Genomic DNA, 26,226 nt, shown 5'->3' on the forward strand with positions numbered 1-26,226 from the left:
ACAGCCCCATGAAACCCATCACCCAAGGCGAACACCCCGACGAACCCCGGCCACCGGGCGAAACCGAACGCGACAACGACGCACTGCGCCCCACCGATCCAAAACAGCGCGAGCGCAGCGGCAAAGGCACCCCCAGCGGCGAATCGACTGCGCAGGACACCGCAAAGCAACAAACCAAAGCCAAGCCCTGAACAGCGTCTATGCTCAGTGGCACGCCCGCGCCGAACACACGTCGGCGCTGGGCGCTGCCATTCATCACAGGGAAAGTATCGCTTATGAAGCTCAACGCACTGGCCAAGGCCATCACCCTCGCAACTGTACTGTCCACCACCAGTTTTGCAGCACTGGCTGCCGATATTCCGTTGTCCGCCACGGTTGAGGCGGATAAGGTCACCACCAAAGTGATTTCCGTCGATGCGGCCAATCATCAGGTGGTACTGGAAGGCGCCGAAGGTAAGCCGGTTCACGTTCAGCTCAGCGACAAGGCAAAAAACCTAGGCAATCTGAAGGCCGGCGATAAGGTCGATATCGAAGTGCAGCGCTCGGTCGCCGCTTATCTCGATACTGATGTGGATAAAGGTCTGCCTGGCTCAGTCGAGCGTACTGGTGAGTTGCGTAAGGCACCGGGCAGCGATAACCCCGGCGGCGAAGCGTTCCGTCAGGTTCAGGTGCAACTGAAAATCACCAAAATTGATTTGAAGAAAAACCAGGTAACCCTGGAAAACCCATCGGGGCAATCGAAAACACTCGACGTCAAACGGCCAGAGATTCAGGCGAAACTCAAGGATTTGAAAGAAGGCCAGAGCGTCATCGTCACTTACACCGATATATTAAAAGTGACCAGCGAGCATGAGAGCTGAGTATTAACTCTACAGAATGATTATTCTTGTACAGCTTGTTGTATGAGAATAATCATACTATTTGAGTTCAACCAAGAGACTGGAAAGTTTGCCGGGAAATATCGGCGATACACAGTTTTTAACTTTTCAGTACATAAATTTCATGATTATGCCTGACGACATAAGCGCCAACTTCCATTAAAATCCCTTCCGTTCGCCCAGTGTCAGGGCTCTTTACCGGTGCATGGATTGCCAGGCCATTACACTGGGCGAACACCTCTTCGGAGGTGTATGTATACAATTTCAGATAAAAAAACGGCGACTTATAAAAGTCGCCGTTTTTTATTGCCACCGATCAGGCTGATGTGCGTATAGCCGGTTTACCCTGTTGCCCCTGAAAACGTTTGAGCGTGGCCTGATACATTTTGGTTCGCCGATGTTCTTTGCCGTAGGTGCCTGCCGCCGCCACGGTGCCGGACTGGATATGGTCGAGGTAACGGAATATCTTGCGTGGCGAAAGAAACTTGATGCCATAGCCGCGCGCCGCCATGCGGTCCTGTAGCGTGTAACCCGGCACGCGATCATCCATGCAGAAGTGCAGGCCTTGGGACTTCATCAATCGAGCATTCCACAAGGTGCAGAAACTCTTCAGATGAGTTTCCCTGTAGGGTTTTGGTTCTTTCGAGCGCAAGCCCAACTGTTGTTTTGCGCGACGAACATAGTGCTTGCAAAAACGCGAAGTTAAGCGCCAGGTATCTCTCAATGCGCCGCGATTGATTTGCTCGACACAACCGACCGCGGCGATATCCGCAGACTTTGTGCACTCATGCATCATCATTGCGAAGACTTCCTTGTCGTAGACAAAGGTGTCGGTGTGCAACAAAAACAGATAATCGCTTTCAACTTTCTCCAGCGCCAGATCCAGTGCCTTGCCATGGGCAATGTGTCCAGGCTCTTTGCCCGGTGAGCGCCGTTCGATCAGATTGATCCAGTCCAGCGAACGCAAGTAATCCAGACTTTCATCGGCTGAATCATTGTCCACCACCCACACTGGAATCCGCTGTTCCTGAACGTGCTCACGCAACAGCTCCAGACACATACGAGTGAGGTCCGGGGTCTTGTAATTGACCAACACAAGACTGAACTTCGACGGTAGTGGGGCGGGTAAATTGAACGCGCTCATGGGCAAAGACTCATCCACGGATAAAGGGGCGACAGTGCTTTCTTGAGCTCGGATGCTAACGGTGCAACCTTAGGCGAACCTTAATTTGCCGTTTTTGCAGCGCGGCGCCGTTGTATCGAGATGAGACCGAGTCAACGCCTCAGCTTTTTTCATGAATTACACGCTAGAATGCGCGCCCTTTTAACGCCTCAAGGATGATAACGGCGTCGCCGTTGGGTCACGGATGAAACCACTTTCCCTCTACCACCCGGCCTTGTACTGGCTACGCGTGTGGCAAAAAAGACTGTTCCGCCAGATCGCCTGGCGCTGCTCCAGCAAACGCTATGCTCGACCGGCCGCCACCGCCGAACGCCTGCCGTATCGCTACCTCAAGCACACCTCGAAACTGATCCGCAAACTTGGCGACTCCGACCTCGTCCTGCAACACAACAAGGTCATCAACCTTAAACTCGCCGTTGCCGCCATCGACGGCGTCACCATTGCCCCCGGCGAACACTTCTCCTTCTGCCGCCTGGTCGGCCGCCCGACACGTCAGCGTGGCTATGTCGAAGGCATGGAGCTGTCGTTCGGCGAGGCGCGACGTGGCGTCGGCGGGGGCATCTGTCAGTTGAGCAACCTGATCCACTGGATGGCCATTCACTCGCCGCTAGTGGTGGTCGAGCGTTGCAACCACAGCTTCGACCCGTTCCCGGATGAGGGGCGCGTGCTGCCGTTCGGCTCCGGCGCGGCGATTTTCTATAACTACATCGATCTGGTGCTGCACAACCCGACCGACCGGCACTTCCAACTGAAGTTGAACGTGGGCGAGACGCAACTGGAAGGCGAATTATTGTGTGATCAAGTGCGCGATTATCGATATCACGTGTTTCAGCAGGCGCACCGGTTTGTGCGGGAGGCGGGCAGGGTGTTTCGCGAGAATGAAATCTGGCGAGAGATCAGGAACAAAGGCCAGGTCGGTGAGCTGGTGAAACGCGAACGGCTCTATCGCAACCGCGTGGTGGTCAAGTACGCGGTTGCCGACGAGTTGATCGAATAGAGGTTTTTGCCTGATCAGTTTCTGAAGTAAAGCTCATCCAGTTGGCGTCGACGAATTGATACGTACTCGTTCCAGACGGCGGGGAAGTCCTGAACTTTGGTCAGCGGAAAGGTCAGGTAAATGAACTTGCCGACAACTTGTATGTATTGGCGCGCACGTTTGAAAGCAGGCTGTTCGTAGAGCGAAATACCCTCATCATAAGCGTCGTGGTGGTGATGAATACTCATGCGGTGGGGCGCGATCATTACCCGGGCAAAATCAATCACCCAGCTGCTATCCATGCCCGTGCTCAAATAACCGTAAACCCCGTCACTTGAGAGCCGAATACACGACTGGGCCTGCGTGCCTTCATCGTCATTGACCACAATGATCTGGTCGGCGAAGTACTGAATACTCCTGTCGTCAGGCCCTTGCAGGTGCAAGCCCCAACCTTCTGCGCCCATGCGGAACTCACCGTTGTTTTCAAAGGTGGCGGTCCAGCCATTGGCCAATGTGATCACGTGCTTATTCATGGGGTCTTCCCTGGTTCATTTGATTCGACGTTAAAGCTTTTCCAGATCGACAGTGCAACCTCTGTCCTTCAGCCTTTGCAGTTCCTCAGCGAATGAGTACTTCGGCAGGTCCTGGTTTTCCTTGTCATACACCTGCCGGAGCAGTCGGAAGAGCACGCCAACCGTTGTTGTACTTGTTTCATCAAGGGCCTCAATCAGGTCGTAGCCTTGCGCCGATAGAAAAGTGATTTTGCTTTTGAGGACGTAATAAGCAGTGATGTTGCAAAGCAGTCCCTCTGCGTCAACATAGTTTTCCTTCAGGGTTACGACGTACGTTTCGAACAGCCGGGTCAGGGTATTTTGCGGGGTGTCCTGCGTTTTCAATGCGGCACACAGGCCTTGCCAATTGCCGATATGCAGGTGATCACCCCAGTCGCAGCCGCGCGCAAAATAGCGTCCGCTGCCTTTGAAAAAGTCCGGGATCTCATGCTGATCCAAAGCCGTTTGAAAACTGTCGGTCACGGGATATTTCCTGCGGTGGCAATCAAGTGGCGACGCCACGGTCCGAACCGGGCGGGAACATCAGGTGTTCATCTTCCAGCCTGTTCCGGCAGCGCTCGACAAATGCCAAGGCAGCCGCTGAGTCGATCAAAAACAAGGCGTAGGATTTCTCGCTGATTGCGTAGTATTCCTCATAATCGACCAGACGACTGCTCACGGGGATGGAAACGTAATGGCGACCCGTGCTGGTTTCGACGCCGAGGGTAAAGCGCTCAGTCCGGTTGACCAATGTTTCGTCGAACTTCAATTGTCACCTCGCTCGATTGCTTCAATACGTGGTTCGTAGCCTGACAGCCTGTTCGTCAGGCTATCGTCGTCTGAATACTTTTGCTTGAGCTGTTTCAGACGCTCATCTGTTCCTCGGCAGGCGTGATTGATTGCGCTGATGACCTGGGCGAGGTTGTCGGGATCCGTCGGATCAGGCTCGGGGATGTCGCCGCGAAGCGTGTCGCAGTTGGCTCGGTCGTTGATGAAAACGGCGACGTCGGCGGGGAGTTGGCTGTGGGCATTGGCTGCATTGGAGGTAATGGGGGAGGTCAGCGCGAGGAGCAGGAAGATAGCAGCGGTGAGAAAAATAATGCTTCGCCTGTGGTCAAACGACGGATTTCATCCGCCGTGGGGCGGTGATTTTTTAGGTCAAGTTCGAGTTGCTGTTCAGGTTTGGATGGCATGCAATTCAACCGAAAAAGTGTAGGCGGTTTTGCAACTACAGGGAGTCGCCAGTTACTAGAAACCATGGAGCATTCGTGGTGCGCGTCCTTAGCACACATACTAATTGAAGCAGCTTGCCATTCTGCGCGTTTAGGGTCGTGGTTTCGAATCGTTTTTCTCGGAGAGATTTATCACCGGCTACGGGGCGGTAGCGTTAAATGACGGCAAGGCCATGCTAGGCGTTAGCGTCGTGTTGGAATATTTCCAGGCCGAGCTTAAGAGGCTCGCCCGGAGCACCTAGCAGATTGAGTTGATACAGCAATGGTTCTCTCCAGGTTTCCCAGTCAATTCGCTGTCGGTTAGTTGGCTAGTAAGCACTGAGGCCGAGACTGACATCTTCTTCTAAATCATTGGCTCATTCCCTCATAGACCGAATACATAATGAAAGAGCCGCCGAACGTCAGGGCTGCCATAAACGCAAGCATCCATTTAGCCACGAAGGTATCATAGTTTCTAGCTCGAATGGACCATCCCAATAATTCAGGCTCTTCCAAGTGCTGCCATTGAAGTACCGGCGGAAGGTTTAGCGGTTTACTGAAGTTAAGCATCGCTGGTCATAGTATGGTCAATGTTATGGTGAGTGGAGTCAGTCAGTGCTCATTGGGACGTTAACCTTGGCTCTAATAATTGGGGTATTTAGTGGGAGGTAAGGCTTGATGACGTTGGCTATGTAGTCTTTTTGTTTGCTGTTGCAGAATATATTGAGGCTCCATTTGACAGTTCGTTTTAGGTGTTCGTCATATTTGACAAATTTCAGGTCAATTACTTCTCGATTGGTTGCAATTGCTAGTTGTGTAAAGTCCTTCCATTCAAAGTCCAAGTGATGAAATTGGTTGTGGATGTTTTGGTAGTTCTTGGAGTTTGCCATTGTAAGATATATTAGTCCAACTCCGCCGGGGCCTATCAATGCGCCAATTAAAAAAGATGGGTCAATGAGGGCTAGAAAGACGAAGATGATTGCAGTGAGTGCGGCAAACCATTTTAAGAATGTCAATGACCATTTGGAGAGAAATTTCCATTCGCAGTATTCTACTCCAGTTTGAGTAAATCTATATGCGAAATTCATTCTCTGGTGGGTCATTGATACCAATGCAGTAGTAACAGTTGCGAAGAAGGCTAATGTTAGTGCTCCACTAAATAAAGGGTCCTCGTCCATGCTTTGATAAATGAAATACGAGCCTATTGTTATTGCGATAAAACATGACCAGAACATTGTGTTGGCTACAAATGTATTGTAATTCCTGGCACTGATTGTCCATCCGATTATCTCGGCTTCATCTGAAAACTTCCACTCTAGTTGCATTGGTAGGTGTGGAGGGGTGATGAGGTTGTGTACTTTGTAATTCATTTTATAACCCAGTTTGGTATTGCGAGGCTCAATATTTGAGTGCTTTGTTGGCTCAATACGATATCACCTTTGATTTCTCCGCTAGAGATGTTGTTGACGTTGTCAGCGTCTCTCGTGGTTAGCCCTAATGCTATTTTAAACATGTATCCGCGAAGGCTTTTTGGATTCTGAAAGGTGCCAGGAGGGTATTTGATTTCTAATTCGAATGATGGGTCGTCCTTCGAGGTTTCAATCCATACTTGCCAAAGGCGGTGTTGATCGCTCTTTTTGTAAACGAAATCGGCTGTGTTAGTTTTTGTTCCAATGTTGTTAGGTAGCTGTCCCAAGAGCATTGGATCTATCCAGTTGCCATTAAGGAACTGTTCATAAAACCCGTTGGTTGTAACTTCTAAACTGTTTTTCGTAAAAATATTATTTTCTACCAACGCCGCTTGCAAAGCCACATTGTTTCCGCTGAGTGCGGCTGGCAGTTGAATTTGGGCCCAGAATCCAAACGATTTTCGTGGAGTGCTGCCTCCACCGTAGTATAAAGATTTCCCCAAGACGCTTGGACGTTGCAGAGTTTCAAGTAACTCCTGCATTTGTTTAGAGTGGCCATCGTTTTCAAGCCATTCGGGTGTCGCCCCGCGACCCCAGTTGCATCGGTATAACCATAGCCTTAATCCTTCTCGTTTGTAACGGTTTGCGGCCATTGTAATCATTAGATAAGCAACCCCGAGAACCGCTAAAATGATGGTGACGGGATTTGACATTACCCATGCAAACCCAAACCAATAGCCAAGGAACGCACCAATAGTTTGTACTCCAGCGATGCTGGACATTCCCATAACAATAATTCTTTTTGTTTTTAGTAGTTTTTCTTCGGTATCACTGGTGGCGCCTTGAATGTCTTTTGATAATTGCCATGCCTCAACGCCTGTAGCAACGGCACCTAATGCCGCCCATGTTAGAGTACGCAAAATAAGGCCTTTCGAAAGAGCTGCCATTTCATTAGCGGCGGTCGCGCGTACACTACCACTCGTTTCCTCAATAGCTTTAGCTTCTCCAAGCCATTGAGAGTAACTAGCTTGGGCCAGCCTGTAAGTAATTCGACCTACCTCACCAGACATCGCTCCAGCTCGACTCCAAGCAGGGCCGACCCACAACGCAGCAAAAGCATTGGCGGCGTATGCAGCGCTTGATCCTAAATTTCGTAATTCATCTTCCGTAAAGTTACCGTCGTTTTGTGCTTGTTTCGCCGTGTTGTAAACGTTCCACACATTCAAACCGACCAGCAAGGCAGGCAAAGCATTGCCCAGGTTCTGTCCCATCCAGGTTTTTGTGCGTGTCACATATTCAATGGTGCCTGCGCTTCTCAGTTGTGCAGCCAACTCTGACTGCCCAAGGTCGGCGAGCCAGTTGTTGATTTTAGGAAGGCCCGCATCCAGGCGAGTGCTGCCAGACGCTTTCGCAACGATTTGATGGGGTTGCGTCGAGAACAGGACTTTGAGCTCTTGTTCAAACGCTTGCAGAGATATACGCGCCGAGCGCTGATCGTAAGCAGCCCCCGGGCGCTCCAATACCCCTCTGGCACCGTCCATCTTCTTGTTCAGGGTGCTCAGCTTCATCTGCCAAGCTTGGTATTCACGCTGGTAGTTCGGATTGAAGGAGAGTTGAGTTGCGCTGGAAATTTCGGTGGAAATCAGCACTTGCGGCACGGCGATTATCAGTGCGATTTCCTGTTTCATCGCTGGTAACAGCACTGTGCTCAAGCCATGCCATGCATCTTTGGCTTGGTTGTTGGCGACCTTGATCAACGTCGTCAAGGATTGCTTGGCGGCGTTGCTCATGGCCTTGTAGAGTTTGCTGTTTTTGACAACATCCAGATCCAGCACGGCTTTGATTTCTGCCACTCGGGTGGCGATGTTTGTGGCATCGCTGGACGAAGTTGGTGTCAATGTCGCAGCGCTGCCATCTCCTTCGCGACCTTGGTCATCAAGATTGCCGGTGGTCGTGAAGTTGTGCGTCACCTGCTTGATCAGGGTGGCGAGTTCCGGGTTGAAGTTGAACAGTGCCATGCCGAACAGCTTGCTCGGTTGCTTGGCTTGCTTGCACAACCATTCCTGGCCTTTTTCACCATTGCCCAACAGCGTGTAAAGGGCATGGGCCGTTTCTATAAGCAGGCACGCCTGAGCCTCATCGGTGGTGTCATGGAAGACCGCTTCGGCGCTCGGGCTGAGCAGGTCTAGCCATTTAATCAGGTCCTGCTCGCTACGCTGGCAATGGTCTTGAAGTCGTTGTGCTTCGGTGGTGGTCTTGCTCAGGTATTTCTGTACCTCGTCAAAGCGCACGTCTTCACGCCAGTAACGCTTGGCGTTCCATTCCTCAAGGGCGGCCTGCCATTTTTCCCGATCGGGCAGGTGTCCCCATTTGGCTTTGAATTTTGCTTGGGCAGCTGTGGTTGAAGAGGCTGAGCCCATCTCCACCATCGCTACTTGATCACCAGTAACAAGGTCCTTGCCGCGCTCCATTTCATCATTAGTGCCCAGAAGGCTGTAAAGATCATCGGCGTAGTCTTGGCGCTTGATCGGATCTTTGATCGAGTCCGGCGTAAATGAGTTGGTGTCGAAACCACACAGGTTTTGCACAGCGATCGCGCTTTGCAGTTTGTATTGATTCAGATTTTCAAACTGACCCTGCTCCATAAGCCTGCCGGCAAGGTTCATGCTCAGGTCGTCGACCATCGCCAGCGGGTCGTCCAGTGCGATAAACAGGGCAGTGTCCTGTTCCGGGACTTTACCGCGCACCAAGGCTTCTTCGAAGGCTGGCTTGAAGGGGCCACCTTTTTCTGGTGCTTGGGTGGGCAAGAGGGTGCTTTTGAACGTGGGGGATGTTTCACCGGCGGCGAGGATGTCCGAAACGCTTTTACCCAATTCGGTAATCGGGCCGCCGTGACCCACTTTTCCACTGGCGCAGAAACCCGCCAAGTCAACCTTGCGCATCCATTGGGTCTGTTCCGTTGCACTGCTGCGCATCAGTTCGCACATGCGCCAGGTCCATTGGACGGGCGAGTAGGCGATACGCAATTGATTGCGACGTGGATAGAGCAGATAGGGGTGCGTTTCACCAGGATTGTTGCGCCCATCCTGATTCAACTGGCCGTCAGCCCATTTGTGACGGGTGAATTGTTCGCCTTTGACTTGGTACTCGTGGAAGGTCTTGTCGACGCTGTCCCACACATACAGCCAGCCGTCGCGCAGTTGGCGAAGGGTGTAGCTGCGGGTCTTGAGTTCGGCCGGTTTACCTGACCAGTTCTTGGGCAGTGGATTCGGACCCTGAGCGCTGCCTTTTTGTGGGGATTCATCCAGCGCGTAGCGCACGGGAAAAATGGCCACTTCGCCAGCCATCAATGAGCACTGGCCAGATCCCATGGGCGCATTGGTAAATGCCTGGTTTCGGTTGGCCTGTTTCAGTTGAGCTTCGGTCGCGGGCTGAGTCATCACACTTCCTTGTTTATTTCGATGTCCAGGCAATCGTTATCCATTTGCTGGATACGGATTTCCGGTGCGAGTCTGTAGGCGTCTGGCGTACGGGCCAACCAATCCTGATAAGGCCCTTTGGGGCTTTCGCTGAATCCTGCGCCCCACCGGAGGCTGTATTCGACCCAGATGGCGAGACTGCGTTCGCTCGACAGCCCCCAAGCCTGAGCTTCGTCCAGGCGTTGAGAAAACCACTCGGTACGAATGCTTTTGTCCAGGGTTGATAGAGGCCGAGGATGGTATTGCTCAAAGTTATCGTGCAGTCGCTCGATAAACTGCCAGCGTGCAGCCTGAGCAAGAGCGTCCAATTGTGCCTGACCCAAAAGGGCGTAGTTATCCTTCCACTGCGGTGTCGAGGAGTTACGCTGAAAATTTACCCATTGAACGGGGGCGGCTGTCTCCCAGGAATGCAGCTCTTCGGGCATCGACCACGATTCAATCGGGCCAAGTATCGCATCCAGATGTTCGCCCTGATAACTGCCGAGCCAATGCCGTGTGACCAGCGGGTCGGCAAAGCGGAGCATACCATTGCCCCCCAGCACGTCGGATGGGGCGATAAACCGTCTCAAGTGATCGGCGACGATGCTGATGGGCGCGCGGCTGGAGAGGAGGCTCGCGTCTATCTGCTGGTCAGGATTTTGGTACGTCTGCGTCAGTAGGTTTGTGGAACCCAAAGACCTGACCAGTATCGGCCCCAAATCCTTCAACTCTGCCCATCGTGTTCCCAAGTACAACGGTTCGATCTCCAGCGGTTCGCCGAGCTGATAGAGACTTGGGATCGCATCAGGACGCAGGACCCCGTCGATCAGCAAAAAGTTGGCGTTCGACGGGTAGCTCATTTGGCGGCGTCCTTCGCGGCTTGCGCGGCAGCTTTCTCACAGATTTCACAGCGTGGTGTACGGCGCATCAACGCCTGCCGCTGCGCCGGCACCAACAGCTGCCCAGCCTTATCCGCATCCGCCTGCTTCAACGGCCCCGGCAACAACGGCGCCGCCCCCGTGCCGCTTCCCGGCCCACCACCAGAGTTGATGTTGATCACCGGCCCGCTCAGAGTCACCCCACCAGCATCAATCTTGATAAAACTTCCACCACCAATCAGCGTCAGTTCCGCACCAGCCTCCATCACCACTTTCATGCCGCTGCTCAGGTGGATTTCCTGCCCCGCATCCATGAACTGCCCAGTGCCAATCTTGACGTGCTGATTCACCCCAACCGTCAGGTGATCATTGGCCTGCGCCTCAACCTTGCGGTCTTCATAAACCGTGTGATGTTCTTCAGCCTTGAACTCGGTGTAGCTGTTCTTCTCGACCGTGTCGTGACGCTCATTACCAACCCGAATCTTCTGGTCGTGCTCGATGTTTTCATCCCAATCGCGCTGAGCATGCAGATAAATCTGCTCCTGACCTTTCTTGTCCTCGATGCGCAGTTCGTTGTACCCGCCGCCACCCATCGAGCTCAGGGTCTTGAACGTGCTGCGGGTCTTGTTCGCCGGCAGTGGATAGGGAACGGTGTTTTCCTTGTGGTACAGGCAGCCGCTGATCAGCGGTTGATCGGGGTCGCCTTCGAGGAAGGTGACCAGCACTTCCATGCCGATGCGCGGGATGGCGATGCCGCCGTATTGGGCGCCGGCCCAGGCTGAAGACACGCGTAGCCAGCAGCTGGTTTTGTCGTCGGCCTGGCCTTCGCGGTCCCAGTGGAACTGGACTTTGACGCGGCCGTATTCGTCGCAGTGGATTTCTTCGCCTTTGGGGCCGGTGACCACGGCGCTCTGGCTGCCGAGGATGCGCGATTTGGCGTGGCGCAGGGGCGGGCGGTTGGGTACGTCCCACGGCGTGGCCTGGAAGCGGTTGCGGTAGCCTTGGTGGAAATCGTCTTTGAGTGCGGTGGTGTCGCTGGTCACCGACTCTTCAAGCACTTGCGGCTGTTTGCCTTCGTGGTGGACTTCGGTGAGCAGCCAGAGGTCGTTCCACTTGGCTTTCGGGTGTTGGGTCAGGGCGAGGAAGTGGCCGCTGACCAGCAGCGGTTGATCGCTTTTGCCTTCGGCGAGCTGGAAGTCGCTGCGGTGGCGTTCGAGGGCGCGTTTGGCCAAGTGTTTGCCGCGCGCGCGGTCGATGAAACGGCCGGGGTAATCGTAGTCCTCGAGGTCGGGCAGGGCGTCGCCACGCTGTTCGCTTTCGAGGGTGAGGCGCGGTTTTTCGAAATCGTAATCGCGGCGCGTGGTGCGGCTGGTGCGGGTTTCCAGGCGCAGGTCGAAGCGCTTGATCACCGGGTCGCTGGCGACCATGCCGGAATCTTGCTGGTAGGCCACGGGCTGAAGTTTCGGGAACACCGTCTGGTCATCGCCGAAGATCAGTTTGTGGCCGGCCACGCTGTGCTGGAAGTGGTAGTGAATGCCTTCTTCTTCGCACAGGCGCTGGATGAAATGCAGGTCCGATTCATCGTACTGCACGCAGTAGATGCGCTCGGGGTAGACCGCGCCGGTCTGGAAGGCGTAGGCATTGCTCTGGATGCCGTGTTCTTCCAGCACCTGGCTGATGATTTTCGGCACGCTGAGGTTCTGGAAGATGCGCTGGTTGATGCGGTGCGCGAGGTACGCCAGTTGCGGGCGCAGGGTCAGCGAATAGCGCGTCAGGCGTTTGCCCGAGTCGCCCTGCGCGGCGCGGTAGATCTGGCCGTGGATGCCGCTGCCGTCGGGCGACAGTTGCAGGAAGGCCGGTTTGTGCAGGAGGGTTTCGAGGTCCAGCGACGGTTTTTCACTGACCAGTTCCACCTCGAAAACGAAGGGCTGGCTGATGGCTTCCCGGCCTTGCAGGGTAAACACCTGAAAGTCGGCGGGGAGACCTTCGATGGTCAGGGCAAAGTGGGTTTCATTGGCCGGCGCGAACATCCGTTGTTCCTCGTGCTGTACAGCGGCGCTCGTCGACGGCCGCGAAAGCGGGTCAACGTACGCGAAATTCTGGAGGGGCGTAAACAACATCGACCAGCAGAGCTGGCCGATGTGTGAAGCGATCAGCCGTAATTAAACGACTGGAGCACGCCAGTCATCGGAACCCGAAGTACCGGATACTTCGTGGGTCCAGGTGATTTTGCGGTAGGTGAACTGCACTTCTTCCAGGTGGGTGAAGTGCGAGTTGCCTGGATCCTGGCAATTGTGCATTTTGTTGTTGATGGCGACGATGATCGCGTCTTCCAGTTTGGTGGTGTAGTAGTGCTCTTGAGTACCTTGAGCCGAAGTACGGAACCACTGGATAACGATTTCGCTCATGCGCTCGCCCGAAGTCAGAGCAGCTTGCAGCAGAGGCGAAGCCTTGTCGTAGACCTTGGTGATCACAACTGGCTTGTGAACGCGTTGGCCGGTTGGCTGACCGGATTGCGGGTCACGCGGGATGATCACGTCGTGGCTGAAAGCCTGAACCATCACCTGGTCTTCGTGGCCTTCCTGGTAGGTGTTGCCTACGGAGTCAGCGGTGAATGCGCCTGCAGTGATCAGGCCTTGTTTTTCGCCGGTAACCGACATGTACGCTGGTGTTGCCATGGGGTGCTCTCCTTGCGGAATAATTTAAGGTGCCCGGGAGGCGAAATCGCCCGGTGGGTGCCTAAGACATATCAAGGACCGTGCCAGCTTTTGCCAAGTCCCCGGCAGTCGGGGGTTAAACCGCTCTAGCCTGCGGCTTTGCAGTTTTTGGCAGGCGAAAGAGGGTAAAAGTGCGCAAGAAGTTGCGCAGTACTGCGCAACTTCTTGCGCACTCGTCTGTAGGCCACGTGGGACGTGGGCTGTAGAGGAATTGATGGGTGAAAATTGAAAACAAGTGCGCAACTTCTTGCGCACAATGGCTGTGTGCCATCATTCGGCAAATTGAAACGATTCGTCGTCGATCAAGGTCAATCACTGACATCTGTAAAAGTGCGTCTGACATTTCCTCAAACCGAGTGAGACCGACATGAAAATTCTGATGGTTCTGACCTCCCACGATCAATTGGGCGACACCGGCAAGAAAACCGGCTTCTGGCTGGAGGAGTTCGCCGCCCCGTATTACGTGTTCAAGGATGCTGGCGCACAACTGACGTTGGCGTCGCCCAAGGGCGGTCAGCCGCCACTGGACCCGAAAAGTGACGAGCCGGATGCGCAGACTGCTGCGACCGAGCGTTTTCGCAAGGATTCTGCCGCGCAGTCGGCGCTGGCTTCGACAGTCAAGCTGGAGACGGTGAAGGCTGCAGATTTCGACGCAGTGTTCTATCCGGGCGGCCACGGGCCGTTGTGGGATCTGGCCGAGGATCGCCATTCGATTGCGCTGATTGAAGCGTTTTACAACGCGGGCAAACCGGTGGCGGCGGTGTGTCATGCGCCGGGTGTGCTGCGCCATGCCAAAGGCGCCGAGGGTCAGCCGCTGGTCAAGGGCAAGCAGGTGACCGGGTTTACCAACAGCGAGGAAGAGGCGGTGCAGTTGACGAATGTGGTGCCGTTTCTGGTCGAGGACGAGCTCAAGGCCAAGGGCGGAATTTTCTCGAAAGGCGCGGATTGGTCGAGTTATACCCGCGAGGATGGGTTGCTGCTGACGGGGCAGAATCCGGCCTCGTCGGAAGAGACGGCGTTTGCGCTGCTTTCGAGATTGCGCTGAATAATCTCTGTGCTGACGAGATTTGTGGTGAGGGGATAAATCCCCTCACCACAGGGATATTTGTTGGTTTTCAGGTCAGTTGAGCAGACAGGGTTTTGGCGCACTCTTCGAGGGAGCGTTGCTGCGTTTCGGCGTACAAGCCCAGCTCATCAATGGTCGAGCGGCCCAGCGCCTGTTCGAACGCCTGGCGGTTGGAGTGTTCGCCATAGTGGGTCTGCGCAGCGTCCCCAAGGTTTGACTGAAAAATCCCCGCCGCACTCACCGGCAGGAAATCTTCGTACACCAGCGGTTCAGCTTTCACGTAGCCATCGCGCAACAAATCTTCCAGCGACACCTCGCCCAGACCGCCTGCGGCCAGGCCTTTTTCCGTTAAGAAATAGCGGAAATACGCCAGTCCTTGTTCACGCATGCCCTCGATGCTGTCAGGGAATTCGCCAAAGTGCTCAGCCATCAGTGCGTTGTAGTGTGCGGCGTTTGCTTCGTTGGGAAAAGCGCCCAGCGCTTCACGGGCGGCATTCAATAACAGGTCGTACAGCGCACGGCCCTTGGGCGTCAGCGCCGCGCCACGTTGTTCGATTTCACCGAAACGCGCGCTGTGGCTGCCACGGTTCTTACATTGATCGACACCTTGATCGACACCTTGATCGGTGAACGCGATCGGCTCGTCCAGTGCCTTGAAACTGGTCTGGCGCAGCAGGATGGGGAATTGTCGCCGTGGCGGGCCTTCGATGACTGCTTTCGGCGTGATGCCATGGGCCGGCATCTGCTCCTGAACGCTGTCGATGTCCAGCGTGCGCGGCGTCAGGTGATTGATGTGCGGGCCTTTGAACGCCACCACATCGGCGATCAAGCGGTGCTGGGCACTGAGCGTCTGGTATTGCGCGGCGGTGACGGTGGCGCTGTGGTGCCAGCGAAAAGTTTCCAGTGCCTGCAGGACAAATTCCCCGGCTTCGGTTTCATTCAGGCCGCCGGCCGTTTCAGCCTGGACGATCAGGCGCAGCGCTGCCGGGGTGAAGATCGACCGCTTGGCCAACACCGATTCAGCAAATGCGCGCAGTTGCGGATCTTCAATCAGCTCCAGACGCAACAGCGAGGTAAACACCCGGAACGGACTGACCTGCAACGCCTGCTCATGCACGGCGCGAAACGCTGTGGAGTGCACCGGCACACCTGCCGGTGTCAGGTCGTAATAACCCACCGGTTGCATGCCCATCACCGCAAACAGGCGGGCGAGGGTGGCGAGTTCGGTTGCGGTGCCGACGCGGATTGCGCCATGGCGCTCCATGTCCAGCCGCTCGATTTCTCCCGTGCTGTGCAACTGCCGGGCGATCTGTGGCTCACGGTCGAGAACCTGGCGATTGGTCTGCTCCACCAGCGCCATCAGCGCGCCGTACAGCGGCACTTCTTCGCGGTACATGTCGGACATCGCTTTGGAGAAGCGTTGACGGATCAGGTCGGGGCTGACGAAAGGCTGCACGCTCATGAAAAAAATTCCTGCCACGGTCACGTATGGGATGGCAGAAAAGATCGCAGCCTTCGCCCACGCCGGCAAACGAAGAATCCTACGGACTTCATTCTGCCAACGACTGATCCACCAGTTCGATCCAGTGCATCACGGGCGTTCGTCCGGCGCCGGCCAGATGACTCTGGCACCCGATGTTGGAGGTGACGATCAATTGCGGCCCGCCGCTTTCCAGCGCATTGAGGCGGTTGTCGCGCAGTTGTCGGGCCAGCACCGGTTGCGTCAGCGAATAGGTGCCCGCCGAGCCGCAACACAAATGCCCATCGGGCACGGCGGTGAGGTTGAAGCCGATTCGGCTCAGCAGCGCTTCGACGGCGCCACCGAGTTTCAACGCGTGCTGCAAGGTACACGGGCAATGCACGGCGATGCGCCGTTCACTGGCGGCGCACAGCTGTTCCAACGGCTCGCGGGCGAGTATTTGCACCAGATCCAGGGTCATTTCGCTGATGCGCTGGGCTTTCGATGCGTAGGCCGGATCGTCCGCCAGCAAATGCCCGTAATCCTTGATGAACGCGCCACAGCCGCTGGCCGTTTGCACAATGGCCTCGGCGCCGTTTTGCAGGTGCGGCCACCAGGCGTCGATGTTCTGCCGAGCGCGGTCGAGGCCTTTGGCTTGCGCGTCGAGGTGATAATCGAGCGCACCGCAGCAACCGGCCTCGGCCACTGGCGTGACACTGATGCCCAGACGATCAAGAACACGCGCGGTCGCGTCATTGGTGTTCGGTGACAAACCGGGCTGCACGCAACCTTCGAGCAGCAATACCCGGCGCGCATGCCGAGGGGCGGGGCGAGAGCCGTTAGCCGGCAAGTGCTGCGGCAGTTTGCTTTCTATCAATCGTGGCAGCAGCGGCCGAAACGTGCTGCCGATACGCAGCAAACCTTTGAACAACTGCGGATTCGGCGCCAACGCGCGTAAGCCTTCACGCAGCAGGCGCTGGGCGGCCGGGCGCGGCACCGCCTGATCGACCACCGCGCGGCCAATGTCGAGAAGGTTGTGGTAATCGACGCCGGACGGGCAGGTGGTTTCGCAATTGCGACACGACAGGCAGCGATCCAGATGCAGTTGGGTCTGCACAGTCGCCGGTGCGCCTTCGAGCACTTGCTTGATCAGATAGATGCGCCCGCGCGGGCCGTCGAGTTCGTCGCCGAGCAATTGATAGGTCGGGCACGTTGCGTTGCAAAAGCCGCAATGCACACAAGTGCGCAGGATCTTTTCCGCCTCGGCGGCGCGGGGCAATTGGCGGGATTGCTCGCTGAGGGTGGTTTGCATGGCTAAAACTCCGCGTACATCCGGCCGGGGTTGAACAGCCCTTGTGGGTCGAGTTGCGCCTTGAGTTGCCGGTGGTAGCGCAACAGCGTCGCGGGCAATGGCTGAAACGGGTGTTCGCTCGCGCCGTGAGTGAAGCAGGTGGCATGGCCGCCGAAAGACTGGGCGAGGGTATGAATATCGTCGCTGGAGGATTTCAGCCAGCGTTGCGCACCCGCCCAGTCGATCAACTGCTCGCCGGGCAGATCCAGTGGCCCGAGATTGTTTGGCAGCGACAGGCGCCAGAGCGGCAGTCCTTCATCGAAAAAGCTCAGGCGGTGCTCATTCAAATCGCGCCAGAACCCTGAATCGAGTGGCTCACCGCCGAGCCGTTGATGCGCCGCTGTGACTGAGCCTTCGCCGCCCTCAAGACGCAGATACAGGCTGTTGCCATCGTGGCACGCCGCGCTGATCGGCAACGGTTGCTGGCCCCACTCGGCCAGTTTGGCCAGCGCCCGTGCGCAATCGATGTCCAGGCGAATGCTCAGGCACTGACGGGGTTTGGGCAGGACTTTCAACGAGACTTCGGTGAGCACGCCGAGACAGCCGAAGCTGCCGGCGAGCAGTCGCGACAGGTCATAACCGGCAACGTTTTTCATCACCTCACCGCCGAAACGCAAATGCTGGCCGAGGCCGGTGATCACCCGTGTGCCGAGGACGAAATCGCGAACCGAACCCGACCATGGCCGGCGCGGCCCGGACAACCCCGTGGCGATCATGCCGCCGACCGTGGCGCCATCGGCAAACGACGGCGGTTCGCACGGCAGCATCTGCCCGCTGGCGTCCAATGCCGCGAGCAGCTCTGACAGCGGCGTGCCGGCGCGCACGCTAACCACCAGTTCGGTCGGTTCATACCGGACGATGCCGCGATGGGCTCGGAGGTCGAGCACTTCACCGGCCACCTCGCGGCCGAGGAACGCTTTGCTGTTACCGCCCTGGATCTTCAGCGGCGTGGCATTGGCCCGCGCCTCGTTGACCTGATCGAGCAGGGCGTCGGCGGCATCGACGTCAGCCATCAGAAACGCTCCAGTTCGGGGAAGGGCAGTTGCCCGGCATGAATGTGCATGGCGCCGAATTCGGCGCAGCGGTGCAGGGTCGGGATGTTCTTGCCGGGGTTGAGCAAGCCCTGCGGATCGAAGGCGGCTTTTACCGCATGGAACAGGCTCAGTTCGTCGCTGTTGAACTGCGCGCACATCTGATTGATTTTCTCCCGTCCCACGCCGTGCTCGCCGGTAATGCTGCCACCCACCTGCACGCACAACTCAAGAATCTTGCCGCCCAAGGCTTCGGCGCGCTGCAGTTCGCCCGGTTGGTTGGCGTCGAACAGAATCAGCGGGTGCATGTTGCCGTCACCGGCATGGAACACATTGGCCACGCGCAAACCGTATTCCTCACCGAGGCGAGCGATGCCTTGCAGGACGCCGGGCAATTCGCGGCGCGGGATGGTGCCGTCCATGCAGTAATAGTCCGGCGACAGGCGCCCGATGGCCGGGAAGGCGTTTTTGCGACCGGCCCAGAAGCGCACGCGCTCGGCCTCGTCGCGAGCCTGGCGCACTTCAGTGGCGCCGGCGAGGTTCATCACTTCGCGTACCCGCTGGCAATCATCGTGGACATCGGCTTCGACGCCATCGAGTTCGCACAGCAGAATCGCCTCGGCATCGACCGGGTAACCGGCGTGGATAAAGTCTTCGGCGGCACAGATGGCGAGGTTGTCCATCATCTCCAGGCCACCGGGAATGATCCCGGCGGCGATGATTTCGGCGACCGCGCGGCCAGCCTTTTCCACCGAATCGAAACTGGCCAGCAGCACTTTTGCCACCTGCGGTTTGGGCAGCAGTTTGACCGTGACTTCGGTGATGATCCCCAGCAACCCTTCGGAACCGGTGAACAACGCCAGCAAATCGAAACCTGCTGAATCGAGGGCGTCGGAACCCAGCGTCAGGCGTTCGCCTTCGATGGTCAGCACTTCGATTTTCAGCAAGTTGTGCACGGTCAGGCCGTATTTGAGGCAATGCACGCCGCCGGCGTTTTCCGCGACGTTGCCGCCAATCGAGCAGGCGATTTGCGACGATGGGTCCGGCGCGTAATACAGCTCGAAAGCGGCCGCCGCTTGGGAGATCGCCAGGTTGCGCACGCCCGGCTGGACCCGCGCGGTGCGGGCGGCGGGGTCGATGTGCAGAATATTGTTGAAGCGCGCCATCACCAGCAGCAGGCCTTGTTCCAGCGGCAAGGCGCCGCCGGACAGTCCGGTGCCGGCACCACGGGCGACCACCGGGACGTGGTGCTGGTGGCAGAGCGTGAGCAGGATTTGCACTTGCTCCAGCCGCCGGGGCAGGGCGACCAGCATCGGTGTGGTGCGGTAGGCGGAGAGGCCGTCGCATTCGTAGGGTTTGAGTTCCTCCTCGCGCCAGAGGATGTCGAGATCCGGGAGGGCCTGCTGCAGGGTTTTCAACAGTTCGGCTTTGTTTACCTGCGGCAACGGGCCGTCGAGGCGTTCGTCATACAAAATGTTCATTTCACCCCCAAAATCCTGACCACTGAATTCTGTCCCTGTAGGAGCTGCCGAAGGCTGCGATCTTTTGATCTTAAAAGCACAATCAAAAGATCGCCGCCTTCGGCAGCTCCTACAGGGGATTCAGGTCAGCGTTGGTTGCCGAGGAACTGCCGGTATAACCGCGCGGTGTTCGACGGTTGTTCGACCATCGGCATGTGCCCGACGTGATCCCATACATCGACCTGCAGATTAGCGATGCCCTTGCTCCAGACCGGTACGCTGCTGACGTCGATCAAGCGATCCTTGCGTCCCCACAACAACAGCGCCGGGCATTTGATTTCGGCCAGTTTCGGCTCCATCGGCGGGCTGGCGCGGAAGTCGCGGAAGATTTCTTCCAGTTCATCACGCTGCTGTTCGTAGCGCTGCGCAATGGCGTCCAGCACCAGGCTCGGCACCCAGGGTGGGGACTCCATGGTCATTGCGTAAAACTGGCGAAACTCCTCGCGGGAATTGATCAGGAACGGGTTATGCCCGCGCGCCAGATGACGCTCCATGTCACTGACCTCGGGGGCCGTGACGCCCGCCGGGTCGATCAGCGCCACCGAGGCAATCCGCTCCGGATACGTCGCCGCCAGCCATGCCGCGATGTAACCGCCCATGGAGTTGCCGATCACATGGACTTTCTCCACGCCACACACGTCGAGCAACTGGATCATGCGCTTGGCCTGCAGCGGGATGTCATACCCACCGCCGGCCTTGAAGCCGGTTTCGCCATGGCCGGGCAGGTCCGGAATGATCACCCGGTACTGGCGGACGAAATGGCGGGCGCAGCGCAGCCACAGGTTCTTGTCGGCGCTGTAGCCGTGCAGCATCAGAATCGCGCTCGACGCTTCATAAGGCCCGCCTTGCCAGGTCGAAACACTCAGCTCGGCGATCGGCACTTCGATCTTGTGCAATTTGTACAACTTGGCTTCGATGGCCATGTTCAGGTCATACAGCCAATGGCCGACCGCTGGGTAACTCAACCAGCTCCAGGCCACGAAAACCGCGAGGGCGACAAACAGCAAAAGCATCGACGTCTTCCTTTTACGTGTTCAGGACAGAATGTGGTCGGCCGGTTTCAGCGCCCGGGTCAACCGGTAATAGCTGAAACTGAAGCCGGGAAACATCGCGATCACATGACCGCTCTTGCTTTGATACCAACTGTGGCAGCCGCCGGACTTCCACACCGTGCGCTCCATCTCACGGTGGATCATTGCAGTGTAGGTACGTTCCGCCTCGCGACGCACTTCGATGCTGCGCAGGCCCTGGTTTTTGAGGGTACGAATGCAGTCGATGATGTAGTTCATCTGCGATTCGATGATGAACAGCGCCGAGGTGTGGCCAATTCCGGTGTTGGGCCCGGTGACGATAAACAGGTTGGGGAAGTCCGGCAGGCTGGTGCCGAGGTAGGCGCGCGGGTACTCGGCCCAGACCTCTCTGAGCTGCACGGCGTTTTTTCCGCTGACCGGGTAGGAAATTACCCCGTCGGTGGCGTCGTAACCGGTCGACCAGATGATCAGATCAACCTCCAGGTGTTGCCCGTCCTGCGTATTGATCCCGCTTTCATCGATTGAGGCGATGCCTTGCTCGCGGGTGTGCAGCGTCACATTGGGTCGGGTAAGCGCCGGGTAATAGGTGTTGGAGAGCAACACCCGTTTGCAGCCGATGGTGAAGTCGGGCGTGAGTTTTTCCCGCAGTAGCGGGTCGTGTACCTGACGTTCAAGCAAGCGCAGGGCCTGACGCTGAACCATGCGGATCGCCGGTTTCGAATACTTGAACGCGATCACCCGCGTTTCGAATTGCCAGTAGATCAGCCAGCGCAGCAGCTTGTAGGCCGGTTTCAATCCGAGCAGCCAGCGCTGGAACCGCCCGAAGACGCGATCAGCACGCGGCAACACCCAGTGTGGCGTGCGCTGAAACACATGCAGTTGCTCGACCTGCGGCGCAATCGTCGGAATCACCTGCACGGCGCTGGCGCCGCTGCCCACAATGGCCACACGTTTACCGCGACAGTCGTAGCTGTGATCCCAATTGTTTGTATGAAATGTCTTGCCCTGAAAGCGATCCTGCCCGGGGATTTGTGGGATGACCGGCTGGCTCAACGGCCCGCTGGCATTGATGACGAATTGCGCATGGAAAGTGCCTTTGCTGGCGGTGTGCACGGCCCAGCGCTTTTCTGTGTCATCCCACTCGATGCGCAAGACATCGGCCTGCAACTCTACGCGCTCACGCAGGCCGAACTGCTCGATCACCTGCTCGGTGTAACGCTGCAGTTCAGCTTGTGCGGCGAACATCTGCGACCAGCGATAGGGCGCAAACGATAGCGAATACAGGGGCGACGGCACGTCGACCGCGGCACCGGGGTAGGTGTTCTGGCACCAGGTGCCGCCGAAGAAATCCCTTCGCTCCAACAGGCGAAAATCATCGATCCCGGCCTTGAGCAAATTGACCGCCGCACATTGGCCGCCAAAGCCGCTGCCGATGATCAACACTTGGTAAGTCTGCATGGGCCTCCTTATAGTTTTTTTTCCGTTTTGCTCCTTTCATGTATAGCCAAATATTCGCTTGGCGGGGGTGTAGGAGCTGACGAGTGAAACGAGGCTGCGATCTTTTGATCTTTTTTACCAGGATCAAGATCAAAAGATCGCAGCCTCGTTTCACTCGTCAGCTCCTGCATGGCTTGCGCAGTGATGGCTATTTAACGTCGCCCTGATAGACTCCCAACACAGCCGTCCTACGGTGTGCAGGTTACGTCGAGTAATCGAGGCCCTTATGGGAAACACGGGAGGAAAGGGACTTTCATTGGCCAGGAGGCTTTATACGTCGCGAACCCTCGGGCTGCTGCTCGGGCTTGTGTGCGTCAGCGTGGCGATGTACCCGCTCGATCCGCCGCTGTGGGTCTGGGCGCTGATGCTGTTCAACGGCCTGCTCTGGCCGCATCTGGCCTTTCAATGGGCGCGCCGCTCGCCGACGCCTTATCACGCCGAACATCGAAACCTGCTGATCGACGCTTTTCTCGGCGGCTTCTGGGTCGCCGCCATGCATTTCAATCCGCTGCCCAGCGCCACGACGATTTCAATGATGGCGATGAACAATGTTGCCATCGGCGGCGTACGGTTTCTGCTGGCCGGTGCGGCTGCGCAGATTCTCGGGGTGGGCGTCGGTCTGGTGGTCTTCGCCCCGGCGTTCATTCCGTCAACCTCGCCGCTGCAACTGTATGCGTGCCTGCCGATGTTGATGTTGTATCCGCTGGCATTGGGCTTGTTGTGCTTTCGTCAGGCCCACACCCTGGGCCGACACAAACGTGAGTTGCTGGCCCTGAGCCGCACCGACAGCCTCACCGGTCTGCTCAACCACGGTGCGTGGAAGGATCAACTGGAGATCGCTTTTCAGCGCTACAAACGGCAGAAGCAGGGCGCGGCGATTGCCTTGATCGACATCGACCATTTCAAAGCGATCAATGACACCTACGGCCATGTCGCCGGTGACATTGTGCTGCGCCAACTGAGCAAGTTGCTCAAGCAGAACCTGCGCGCCACCGACATTGCCGGGCGTTACGGCGGCGATGAGTTTTGCGTGATTCTGCCGGAGCTGCCGCTGTTCAATGCTGCTCAGGCCATGGAAGCGTTGCGCGAGCGTTTTATCACGTTGGGGTATGAGCAGAACCCGGCGTTGAAGGTCAGTCTGAGCATTGGCCTGGCGGCGTGGGATCCGTCTCACGTCGATGCGACGCGCTGGCTCAATGACGCCGATCAGGCGCTGTACGAAGCCAAGGCCAATGGACGCAATCGGGTGATCTGCAACTGCGACAACAAGCCCAGGCGCGAACTGCTCGACTCAGTCTGACTCCCCACAAATCCCCTGTAGGAGCTGCCGAAGGCTGCGATCTTTTGATCCTGATTTTTTAACAGCAAGATCAAAAGATCGCAGCCTTCGGCAGCTCCTACAGGTGTTTGGGAGCAGGTGTTCGGTGTGGGTCAGGGTGATGTCGTATTGAGAGTAGAGCGTCGCGCCGATGTCGGGTACGGTTAAATCCCCCCGACGCGAAACAAGGATCGCTTCATGACGTTCTCCTTTTCCCGCTCTCTGTTGGCCGCAAGCCTGGGTCTGTCCCTCGCATTCTCTGCGGCCAGTGCCTTTGCCGAACCGCATAAACAAGTACTGGCCGATGCTGAGCAATATCAGCCTGATGCACTGAAACTGCTGGAACGGCTGGTCAATATCGACTCCGGCTCCGGGTATGAACCGGGCCTCAAGCAAGTCAGCGAGATCGCCATCGATGAGCTGAAAAAGCTTGGCGCGACGATCGAGTTGGTACCGAATACGCCGGAAAAATCCAACCATGTGCTGGCCACGTTCAAAGGCACCGGCAAGGCGAAAATCCTGCTGATGGCGCACATGGACACGGTGTTCAAGGAGGGCTCCGCCGCCGAGCGACCGTTTCATATCAAGGACGGCCGCGCCTACGGTCCGGGGGTGATGGACGACAAGGGCGGCATCGTTGCCGGGATCTACGCGCTGAAAGTCCTGAAAAACCTCGACTTCAAAGACTACGCACAAATCACCTTCCTGCTCGACGCCAGCGAGGAAACCGGTTCGGACGTCGCCACCGACCTGATCAAGAAAACCGCCAAACAGCACGACGTGACCCTCAATCTGGAGCCGGGGCGCCCGGCCGATGGCCTGGTGGTGTGGCGCAAGGGTAGCGCGACGGCGCTGGTCGAGGTCAAGGGCAAGGCGGCGCACGCCGGTGTCGCGCCAGAACTGGGACGCAACGCCGCGATGGAGGTGGCGCACCAGATTCTGCAACTGGGCAAGCTCGGTGATGAAGCGAAGAAAACCACCATCAACTTCACCGTGCTCAAGGCCGGCGACCGCACCAACGTGATTCCCGACCAGGCCACGGCCAAAGGTGATGTGCGCGCGGCGGTGCCGGAAGAGTTTGATCGGATCGAGAAGGATCTGGCGCGGGTGTCGCAGGACAAGCTGATTGCTGAGACAGAAGTGAAGACTTCGTTGCAGCGAGGTTTGCCACCGATGCCGCAGACCCCCGAGTCGGATCGCCTGATGGCCATGGCCCAAGGGATTTACGGCGAGATCGGCCGCAAATTGACCGAGGAGGGCAGTGGTGGTGCGGCGGATGCCAGTCTGTCCGCTGGAGTAGGCACGCCGACGCTGGATGGGTTCGGGATTGTCGGTGGCAATATCCATACGCCTGAGGAATACGCCGAAGTGGCGAGCGTGGCGCCGCGGATCTATCTGTTGTCGCGGATGATCATGGAGTTGTCGAAATCGTCGTGAGATTAGCGGAGCAGCGGCTGGCCTCATCGCTGGCAAGCCAGCTCCCACAAGGTTTGGTGCTGAACCATCAATAGATGTCGAACCGCATAACCTGTAGGAGCCAGGCTTGCCAGCGAAGGCGTCAGCTCGGCCAATCCATCACTCAGCCCAAAGGATTTGGTATGAGCCATTAAGCCATGGTTGGCCGCATAACCTGTGGGAGCTGGCTTGCCAGCGATGGCGTCAGCCAGGTCAATCCATCACTCCTTGACGCTCATGTACTCCTTGGCCCACAGGATGTATTCCTCGGGCTGGGTATAGGTGTGCGTCAGTTCGGTTGCGCTCAGGTCGGAGGCCTGGGTGAAGATTTGTCGCTGTTCGCGCAAGCTGTCGTACGTTGCCTTGATCGCGGCAAAGTAGGCGCCGTGGCCGTCAATGGTCACGCGCACACCGAGTTCAGCCAGACGCTTGTCGTCGCGTAGCGCCGGGTTGCCGTAGGTGACCAGCATCAGCGGTACGGTCAAATGCTCGGCGATTTGTTCGAGCTGATCGAAGTCCTGAATCCCGACCATGCAGATCCCGTCGGCGCCCGCTGCCTGGTACTGCCGGGTGCGGCTGATGATTTCCTGGTTGGGCAGGATGCCGGCGTTGGTACGGGCGATGATTGCCATTTCCGTATCGACTCGAGCTTCCAGCGCTGCGCGGATCTTGCCGACGCCTTCGGCGACGGTGATCAGGTCGGTGGATTTGCGCCCGAATTGCGCGGGCAGCAGAGTGTCTTCGATGGTCAGGGCAGCGACGCCGGCGCGTTCCAGTTCAACGATGGTGCGCATCACGTTGAGGGCGTTGCCGTAGCCGTGGTCGGCGTCGGCGATCACCGGCAATTGCGCGACGCGGCCAATGCGCGTGGCCTGTTCGGCGAACTCGCTGAGGGTGATCAGGGCAAAGTCCGGTGCACCCAGCACCTGCAACGACGCCACCGAACCACCGAGAATCCCCACTTCAAAACCCAGGTCAGCGGCGATCCGCGCGGACATCGGGTCGAACACCGAGGCCGTGTGGTAGCAGGTGTCGGAGGCCAGCAACTGTCGGAAATTACGGCGCAAATCTTGATGAGAAAGCCTGGTCATACGAGTTCCACCAATACAAAGGAATGGAAAGGCTTGAGCAAATGTGTCAACGCCGAAGGTTTAAAAGGCTATCACGCGAATGGGTCAAGGATCATGACGAATTTGCAAGGGTCAGTTGGACGGGGGAGCTGTTTGCTGAAAGGTAT

23 protein-coding genes are annotated in these 26,226 nt (G+C 57.1%); 7 read left to right on the forward strand and 16 right to left on the reverse strand.

Going from position 1 to position 26,226, the window contains the following annotated elements; all coding sequences use genetic code 11:
* Positions 1–8: 8 nt before the first annotated feature.
* Positions 9–191: a hypothetical protein gene (locus ACQ4MY_RS23090; RefSeq protein WP_440096590.1), complete on the forward strand. Its 183-nt coding sequence runs from the start codon at positions 9–11 to the stop codon at positions 189–191.
* Between the two features lie 84 nt (positions 192–275).
* Positions 276–860, forward strand: coding sequence for a hypothetical protein (locus ACQ4MY_RS23095; protein WP_440096591.1), 585 nt, complete (start codon positions 276–278; stop codon positions 858–860).
* Between the two features lie 334 nt (positions 861–1,194).
* Here the strand turns inward: ACQ4MY_RS23095 and ACQ4MY_RS23100 are convergent, their stop codons facing one another.
* On the reverse strand, positions 1,195–2,022 hold the full coding sequence (locus ACQ4MY_RS23100; protein ID WP_440096592.1) for a glycosyltransferase family 2 protein: 828 nt from the start codon (positions 2,020–2,022) through the stop codon (positions 1,195–1,197).
* Between the two features lie 223 nt (positions 2,023–2,245).
* On the opposite strand from ACQ4MY_RS23100, the gene ACQ4MY_RS23105 reads away from it, so the two are divergent.
* Entirely contained in the window at positions 2,246–3,058 is an 813-nt protein-coding gene (locus ACQ4MY_RS23105; RefSeq protein WP_440096593.1) for a VanW family protein, read from the forward strand.
* A 14-nt stretch (positions 3,059–3,072) separates the two neighbouring features.
* Here the strand turns inward: ACQ4MY_RS23105 and ACQ4MY_RS23110 are convergent, their stop codons facing one another.
* Genes ACQ4MY_RS23110 through ACQ4MY_RS23120 form a run of 3 tightly spaced genes read right to left on the reverse strand, consistent with a single transcriptional unit; the run spans position 3,073 to position 4,357 of the window.
* Positions 3,073–3,570: a hypothetical protein gene (locus ACQ4MY_RS23110; protein ID WP_440096594.1), complete on the reverse strand. Its 498-nt coding sequence runs from the start codon at positions 3,568–3,570 to the stop codon at positions 3,073–3,075.
* 30 nt (positions 3,571–3,600) lie between these two features.
* Positions 3,601–4,071: a hypothetical protein gene (locus ACQ4MY_RS23115; RefSeq protein WP_440096595.1), complete on the reverse strand. Its 471-nt coding sequence runs from the start codon at positions 4,069–4,071 to the stop codon at positions 3,601–3,603.
* Between the two features lie 22 nt (positions 4,072–4,093).
* On the reverse strand, positions 4,094–4,357 hold the full coding sequence (locus ACQ4MY_RS23120) for a hypothetical protein (protein WP_440096596.1): 264 nt from the start codon (positions 4,355–4,357) through the stop codon (positions 4,094–4,096).
* An 80-nt stretch (positions 4,358–4,437) separates the two neighbouring features.
* On the opposite strand from ACQ4MY_RS23120, the gene ACQ4MY_RS23125 reads away from it, so the two are divergent.
* The gene (locus ACQ4MY_RS23125; protein WP_440096597.1) at positions 4,438–4,737 is read left to right on the forward strand and encodes a hypothetical protein; all 300 of its coding nucleotides are present in this window, start codon (positions 4,438–4,440) and stop codon (positions 4,735–4,737) included.
* Positions 4,738–5,407: 670 nt separating this feature from the next.
* On the opposite strand, the gene ACQ4MY_RS23130 is transcribed toward ACQ4MY_RS23125, so the two are convergent.
* From ACQ4MY_RS23130 to ACQ4MY_RS23150, 5 genes are all read right to left on the reverse strand, one after another.
* Entirely contained in the window at positions 5,408–6,169 is a 762-nt protein-coding gene (locus ACQ4MY_RS23130; protein WP_440096598.1) for a hypothetical protein, read from the reverse strand.
* Complete coding sequence (locus tag ACQ4MY_RS23135; RefSeq protein WP_440096599.1) at positions 6,166–9,648, reverse strand: T6SS effector BTH_I2691 family protein; 3,483 nt, start codon at positions 9,646–9,648, stop codon at positions 6,166–6,168. Before ACQ4MY_RS23135 ends, ACQ4MY_RS23130 begins: the two co-directional genes overlap by 4 nt.
* A complete protein-coding gene (locus tag ACQ4MY_RS23140) occupies positions 9,648–10,526 on the reverse strand; it encodes a DUF4123 domain-containing protein (protein WP_008084169.1) in 879 nt (292 codons plus the stop codon). Before ACQ4MY_RS23140 ends, ACQ4MY_RS23135 begins: the two co-directional genes overlap by 1 nt.
* Positions 10,523–12,574, reverse strand: coding sequence for a type VI secretion system tip protein TssI/VgrG (tssI, locus tag ACQ4MY_RS23145; RefSeq protein WP_440096600.1), 2,052 nt, complete (start codon positions 12,572–12,574; stop codon positions 10,523–10,525). Before tssI ends, ACQ4MY_RS23140 begins: the two co-directional genes overlap by 4 nt.
* A 132-nt stretch (positions 12,575–12,706) precedes the next feature.
* Positions 12,707–13,222, reverse strand: coding sequence for an Hcp family type VI secretion system effector (locus ACQ4MY_RS23150; protein WP_007919523.1), 516 nt, complete (start codon positions 13,220–13,222; stop codon positions 12,707–12,709).
* A 406-nt stretch (positions 13,223–13,628) separates the two neighbouring features.
* On the opposite strand from ACQ4MY_RS23150, the gene ACQ4MY_RS23155 reads away from it, so the two are divergent.
* Entirely contained in the window at positions 13,629–14,306 is a 678-nt protein-coding gene (locus ACQ4MY_RS23155; protein WP_440096601.1) for a type 1 glutamine amidotransferase domain-containing protein, read from the forward strand.
* A gap of 70 nt (positions 14,307–14,376) precedes the next feature.
* Here ACQ4MY_RS23155 and hglS read toward each other — a convergent pair whose 3' ends face one another.
* The 6 genes from hglS to ACQ4MY_RS23185 all read right to left on the reverse strand — a co-directional run bounded on the left by hglS (position 14,377) and on the right by ACQ4MY_RS23185 (position 22,177).
* A complete protein-coding gene (hglS, locus tag ACQ4MY_RS23160; RefSeq protein ID WP_440096602.1) occupies positions 14,377–15,789 on the reverse strand; it encodes a 2-oxoadipate dioxygenase/decarboxylase HglS in 1,413 nt (470 codons plus the stop codon).
* Between the two features lie 88 nt (positions 15,790–15,877).
* Entirely contained in the window at positions 15,878–17,098 is a 1,221-nt protein-coding gene (glcF, locus tag ACQ4MY_RS23165; protein WP_440096603.1) for a glycolate oxidase subunit GlcF, read from the reverse strand.
* A 2-nt stretch (positions 17,099–17,100) separates the two neighbouring features.
* A complete protein-coding gene (gene glcE, locus ACQ4MY_RS23170) occupies positions 17,101–18,150 on the reverse strand; it encodes a glycolate oxidase subunit GlcE (protein ID WP_008082475.1) in 1,050 nt (349 codons plus the stop codon).
* Positions 18,150–19,649 carry a glycolate oxidase subunit GlcD gene (glcD, locus tag ACQ4MY_RS23175; protein WP_440096604.1) on the reverse strand — a complete coding sequence of 500 codons (1,500 nt, stop codon included), beginning with the start codon at positions 19,647–19,649 and terminating at the stop codon, positions 18,150–18,152. Before glcD ends, glcE begins: the two co-directional genes overlap by 1 nt.
* A 125-nt stretch (positions 19,650–19,774) precedes the next feature.
* Positions 19,775–20,701: an alpha/beta fold hydrolase gene (locus tag ACQ4MY_RS23180; RefSeq protein WP_008082472.1), complete on the reverse strand. Its 927-nt coding sequence runs from the start codon at positions 20,699–20,701 to the stop codon at positions 19,775–19,777.
* A 21-nt stretch (positions 20,702–20,722) separates the two neighbouring features.
* Entirely contained in the window at positions 20,723–22,177 is a 1,455-nt protein-coding gene (locus ACQ4MY_RS23185; protein WP_440096605.1) for a flavin-containing monooxygenase, read from the reverse strand.
* Between the two features lie 265 nt (positions 22,178–22,442).
* Here ACQ4MY_RS23185 and ACQ4MY_RS23190 point away from each other — a divergent pair, with 265 nt between their 5' ends.
* Together ACQ4MY_RS23190 and ACQ4MY_RS23195 are read left to right on the forward strand one after the other, a co-directional pair.
* Positions 22,443–23,516: a diguanylate cyclase gene (locus tag ACQ4MY_RS23190; protein ID WP_440096606.1), complete on the forward strand. Its 1,074-nt coding sequence runs from the start codon at positions 22,443–22,445 to the stop codon at positions 23,514–23,516.
* Between the two features lie 216 nt (positions 23,517–23,732).
* Entirely contained in the window at positions 23,733–24,971 is a 1,239-nt protein-coding gene (locus ACQ4MY_RS23195; RefSeq protein ID WP_440096607.1) for a M20/M25/M40 family metallo-hydrolase, read from the forward strand.
* A gap of 239 nt (positions 24,972–25,210) precedes the next feature.
* Here ACQ4MY_RS23195 and ACQ4MY_RS23200 read toward each other — a convergent pair whose 3' ends face one another.
* Positions 25,211–26,080 (reverse strand): isocitrate lyase/PEP mutase family protein, encoded by an 870-nt coding sequence (locus ACQ4MY_RS23200; RefSeq protein ID WP_007919546.1) that lies wholly within the window; start codon positions 26,078–26,080, stop codon positions 25,211–25,213.
* Between the last annotated feature and the right edge of the window lie 146 nt (positions 26,081–26,226).

It is taken from the genome of Pseudomonas sp. SM4, assembly GCF_051913165.1.
In the GTDB taxonomy this organism is placed as follows: Bacteria; Pseudomonadota; Gammaproteobacteria; order Pseudomonadales; family Pseudomonadaceae; genus Aquipseudomonas.

Coding starts and splice junctions, on each gene's coding strand:
- ACQ4MY_RS23090 (WP_440096590.1), top strand. CDS start 9: ATGAAACCCATCACCCAAGGCGAACACCCCGACGAACCCCGGCCACCG.
- ACQ4MY_RS23095 (WP_440096591.1), top strand. CDS start 276: ATGAAGCTCAACGCACTGGCCAAGGCCATCACCCTCGCAACTGTACTG.
- ACQ4MY_RS23100 (WP_440096592.1), bottom strand. CDS start 2,022: ATGAGCGCGTTCAATTTACCCGCCCCACTACCGTCGAAGTTCAGTCTT.
- ACQ4MY_RS23105 (WP_440096593.1), top strand. CDS start 2,246: ATGAAACCACTTTCCCTCTACCACCCGGCCTTGTACTGGCTACGCGTG.
- ACQ4MY_RS23110 (WP_440096594.1), bottom strand. CDS start 3,570: ATGAATAAGCACGTGATCACATTGGCCAATGGCTGGACCGCCACCTTT.
- ACQ4MY_RS23130 (WP_440096598.1), bottom strand. CDS start 6,169: ATGAATTACAAAGTACACAACCTCATCACCCCTCCACACCTACCAATG.
- ACQ4MY_RS23135 (WP_440096599.1), bottom strand. CDS start 9,648: ATGACTCAGCCCGCGACCGAAGCTCAACTGAAACAGGCCAACCGAAAC.
- ACQ4MY_RS23140 (WP_008084169.1), bottom strand. CDS start 10,526: ATGAGCTACCCGTCGAACGCCAACTTTTTGCTGATCGACGGGGTCCTG.
- tssI (WP_440096600.1), bottom strand. CDS start 12,574: ATGTTCGCGCCGGCCAATGAAACCCACTTTGCCCTGACCATCGAAGGT.
- ACQ4MY_RS23150 (WP_007919523.1), bottom strand. CDS start 13,222: ATGGCAACACCAGCGTACATGTCGGTTACCGGCGAAAAACAAGGCCTG.
- ACQ4MY_RS23155 (WP_440096601.1), top strand. CDS start 13,629: ATGAAAATTCTGATGGTTCTGACCTCCCACGATCAATTGGGCGACACC.
- hglS (WP_440096602.1), bottom strand. CDS start 15,789: ATGAGCGTGCAGCCTTTCGTCAGCCCCGACCTGATCCGTCAACGCTTC.
- glcF (WP_440096603.1), bottom strand. CDS start 17,098: ATGCAAACCACCCTCAGCGAGCAATCCCGCCAATTGCCCCGCGCCGCC.
- glcE (WP_008082475.1), bottom strand. CDS start 18,150: ATGGCTGACGTCGATGCCGCCGACGCCCTGCTCGATCAGGTCAACGAG.
- glcD (WP_440096604.1), bottom strand. CDS start 19,649: ATGAACATTTTGTATGACGAACGCCTCGACGGCCCGTTGCCGCAGGTA.
- ACQ4MY_RS23180 (WP_008082472.1), bottom strand. CDS start 20,701: ATGCTTTTGCTGTTTGTCGCCCTCGCGGTTTTCGTGGCCTGGAGCTGG.
- ACQ4MY_RS23185 (WP_440096605.1), bottom strand. CDS start 22,177: ATGCAGACTTACCAAGTGTTGATCATCGGCAGCGGCTTTGGCGGCCAA.
- ACQ4MY_RS23190 (WP_440096606.1), top strand. CDS start 22,443: ATGGGAAACACGGGAGGAAAGGGACTTTCATTGGCCAGGAGGCTTTAT.
- ACQ4MY_RS23195 (WP_440096607.1), top strand. CDS start 23,733: ATGACGTTCTCCTTTTCCCGCTCTCTGTTGGCCGCAAGCCTGGGTCTG.
- ACQ4MY_RS23200 (WP_007919546.1), bottom strand. CDS start 26,080: ATGACCAGGCTTTCTCATCAAGATTTGCGCCGTAATTTCCGACAGTTG.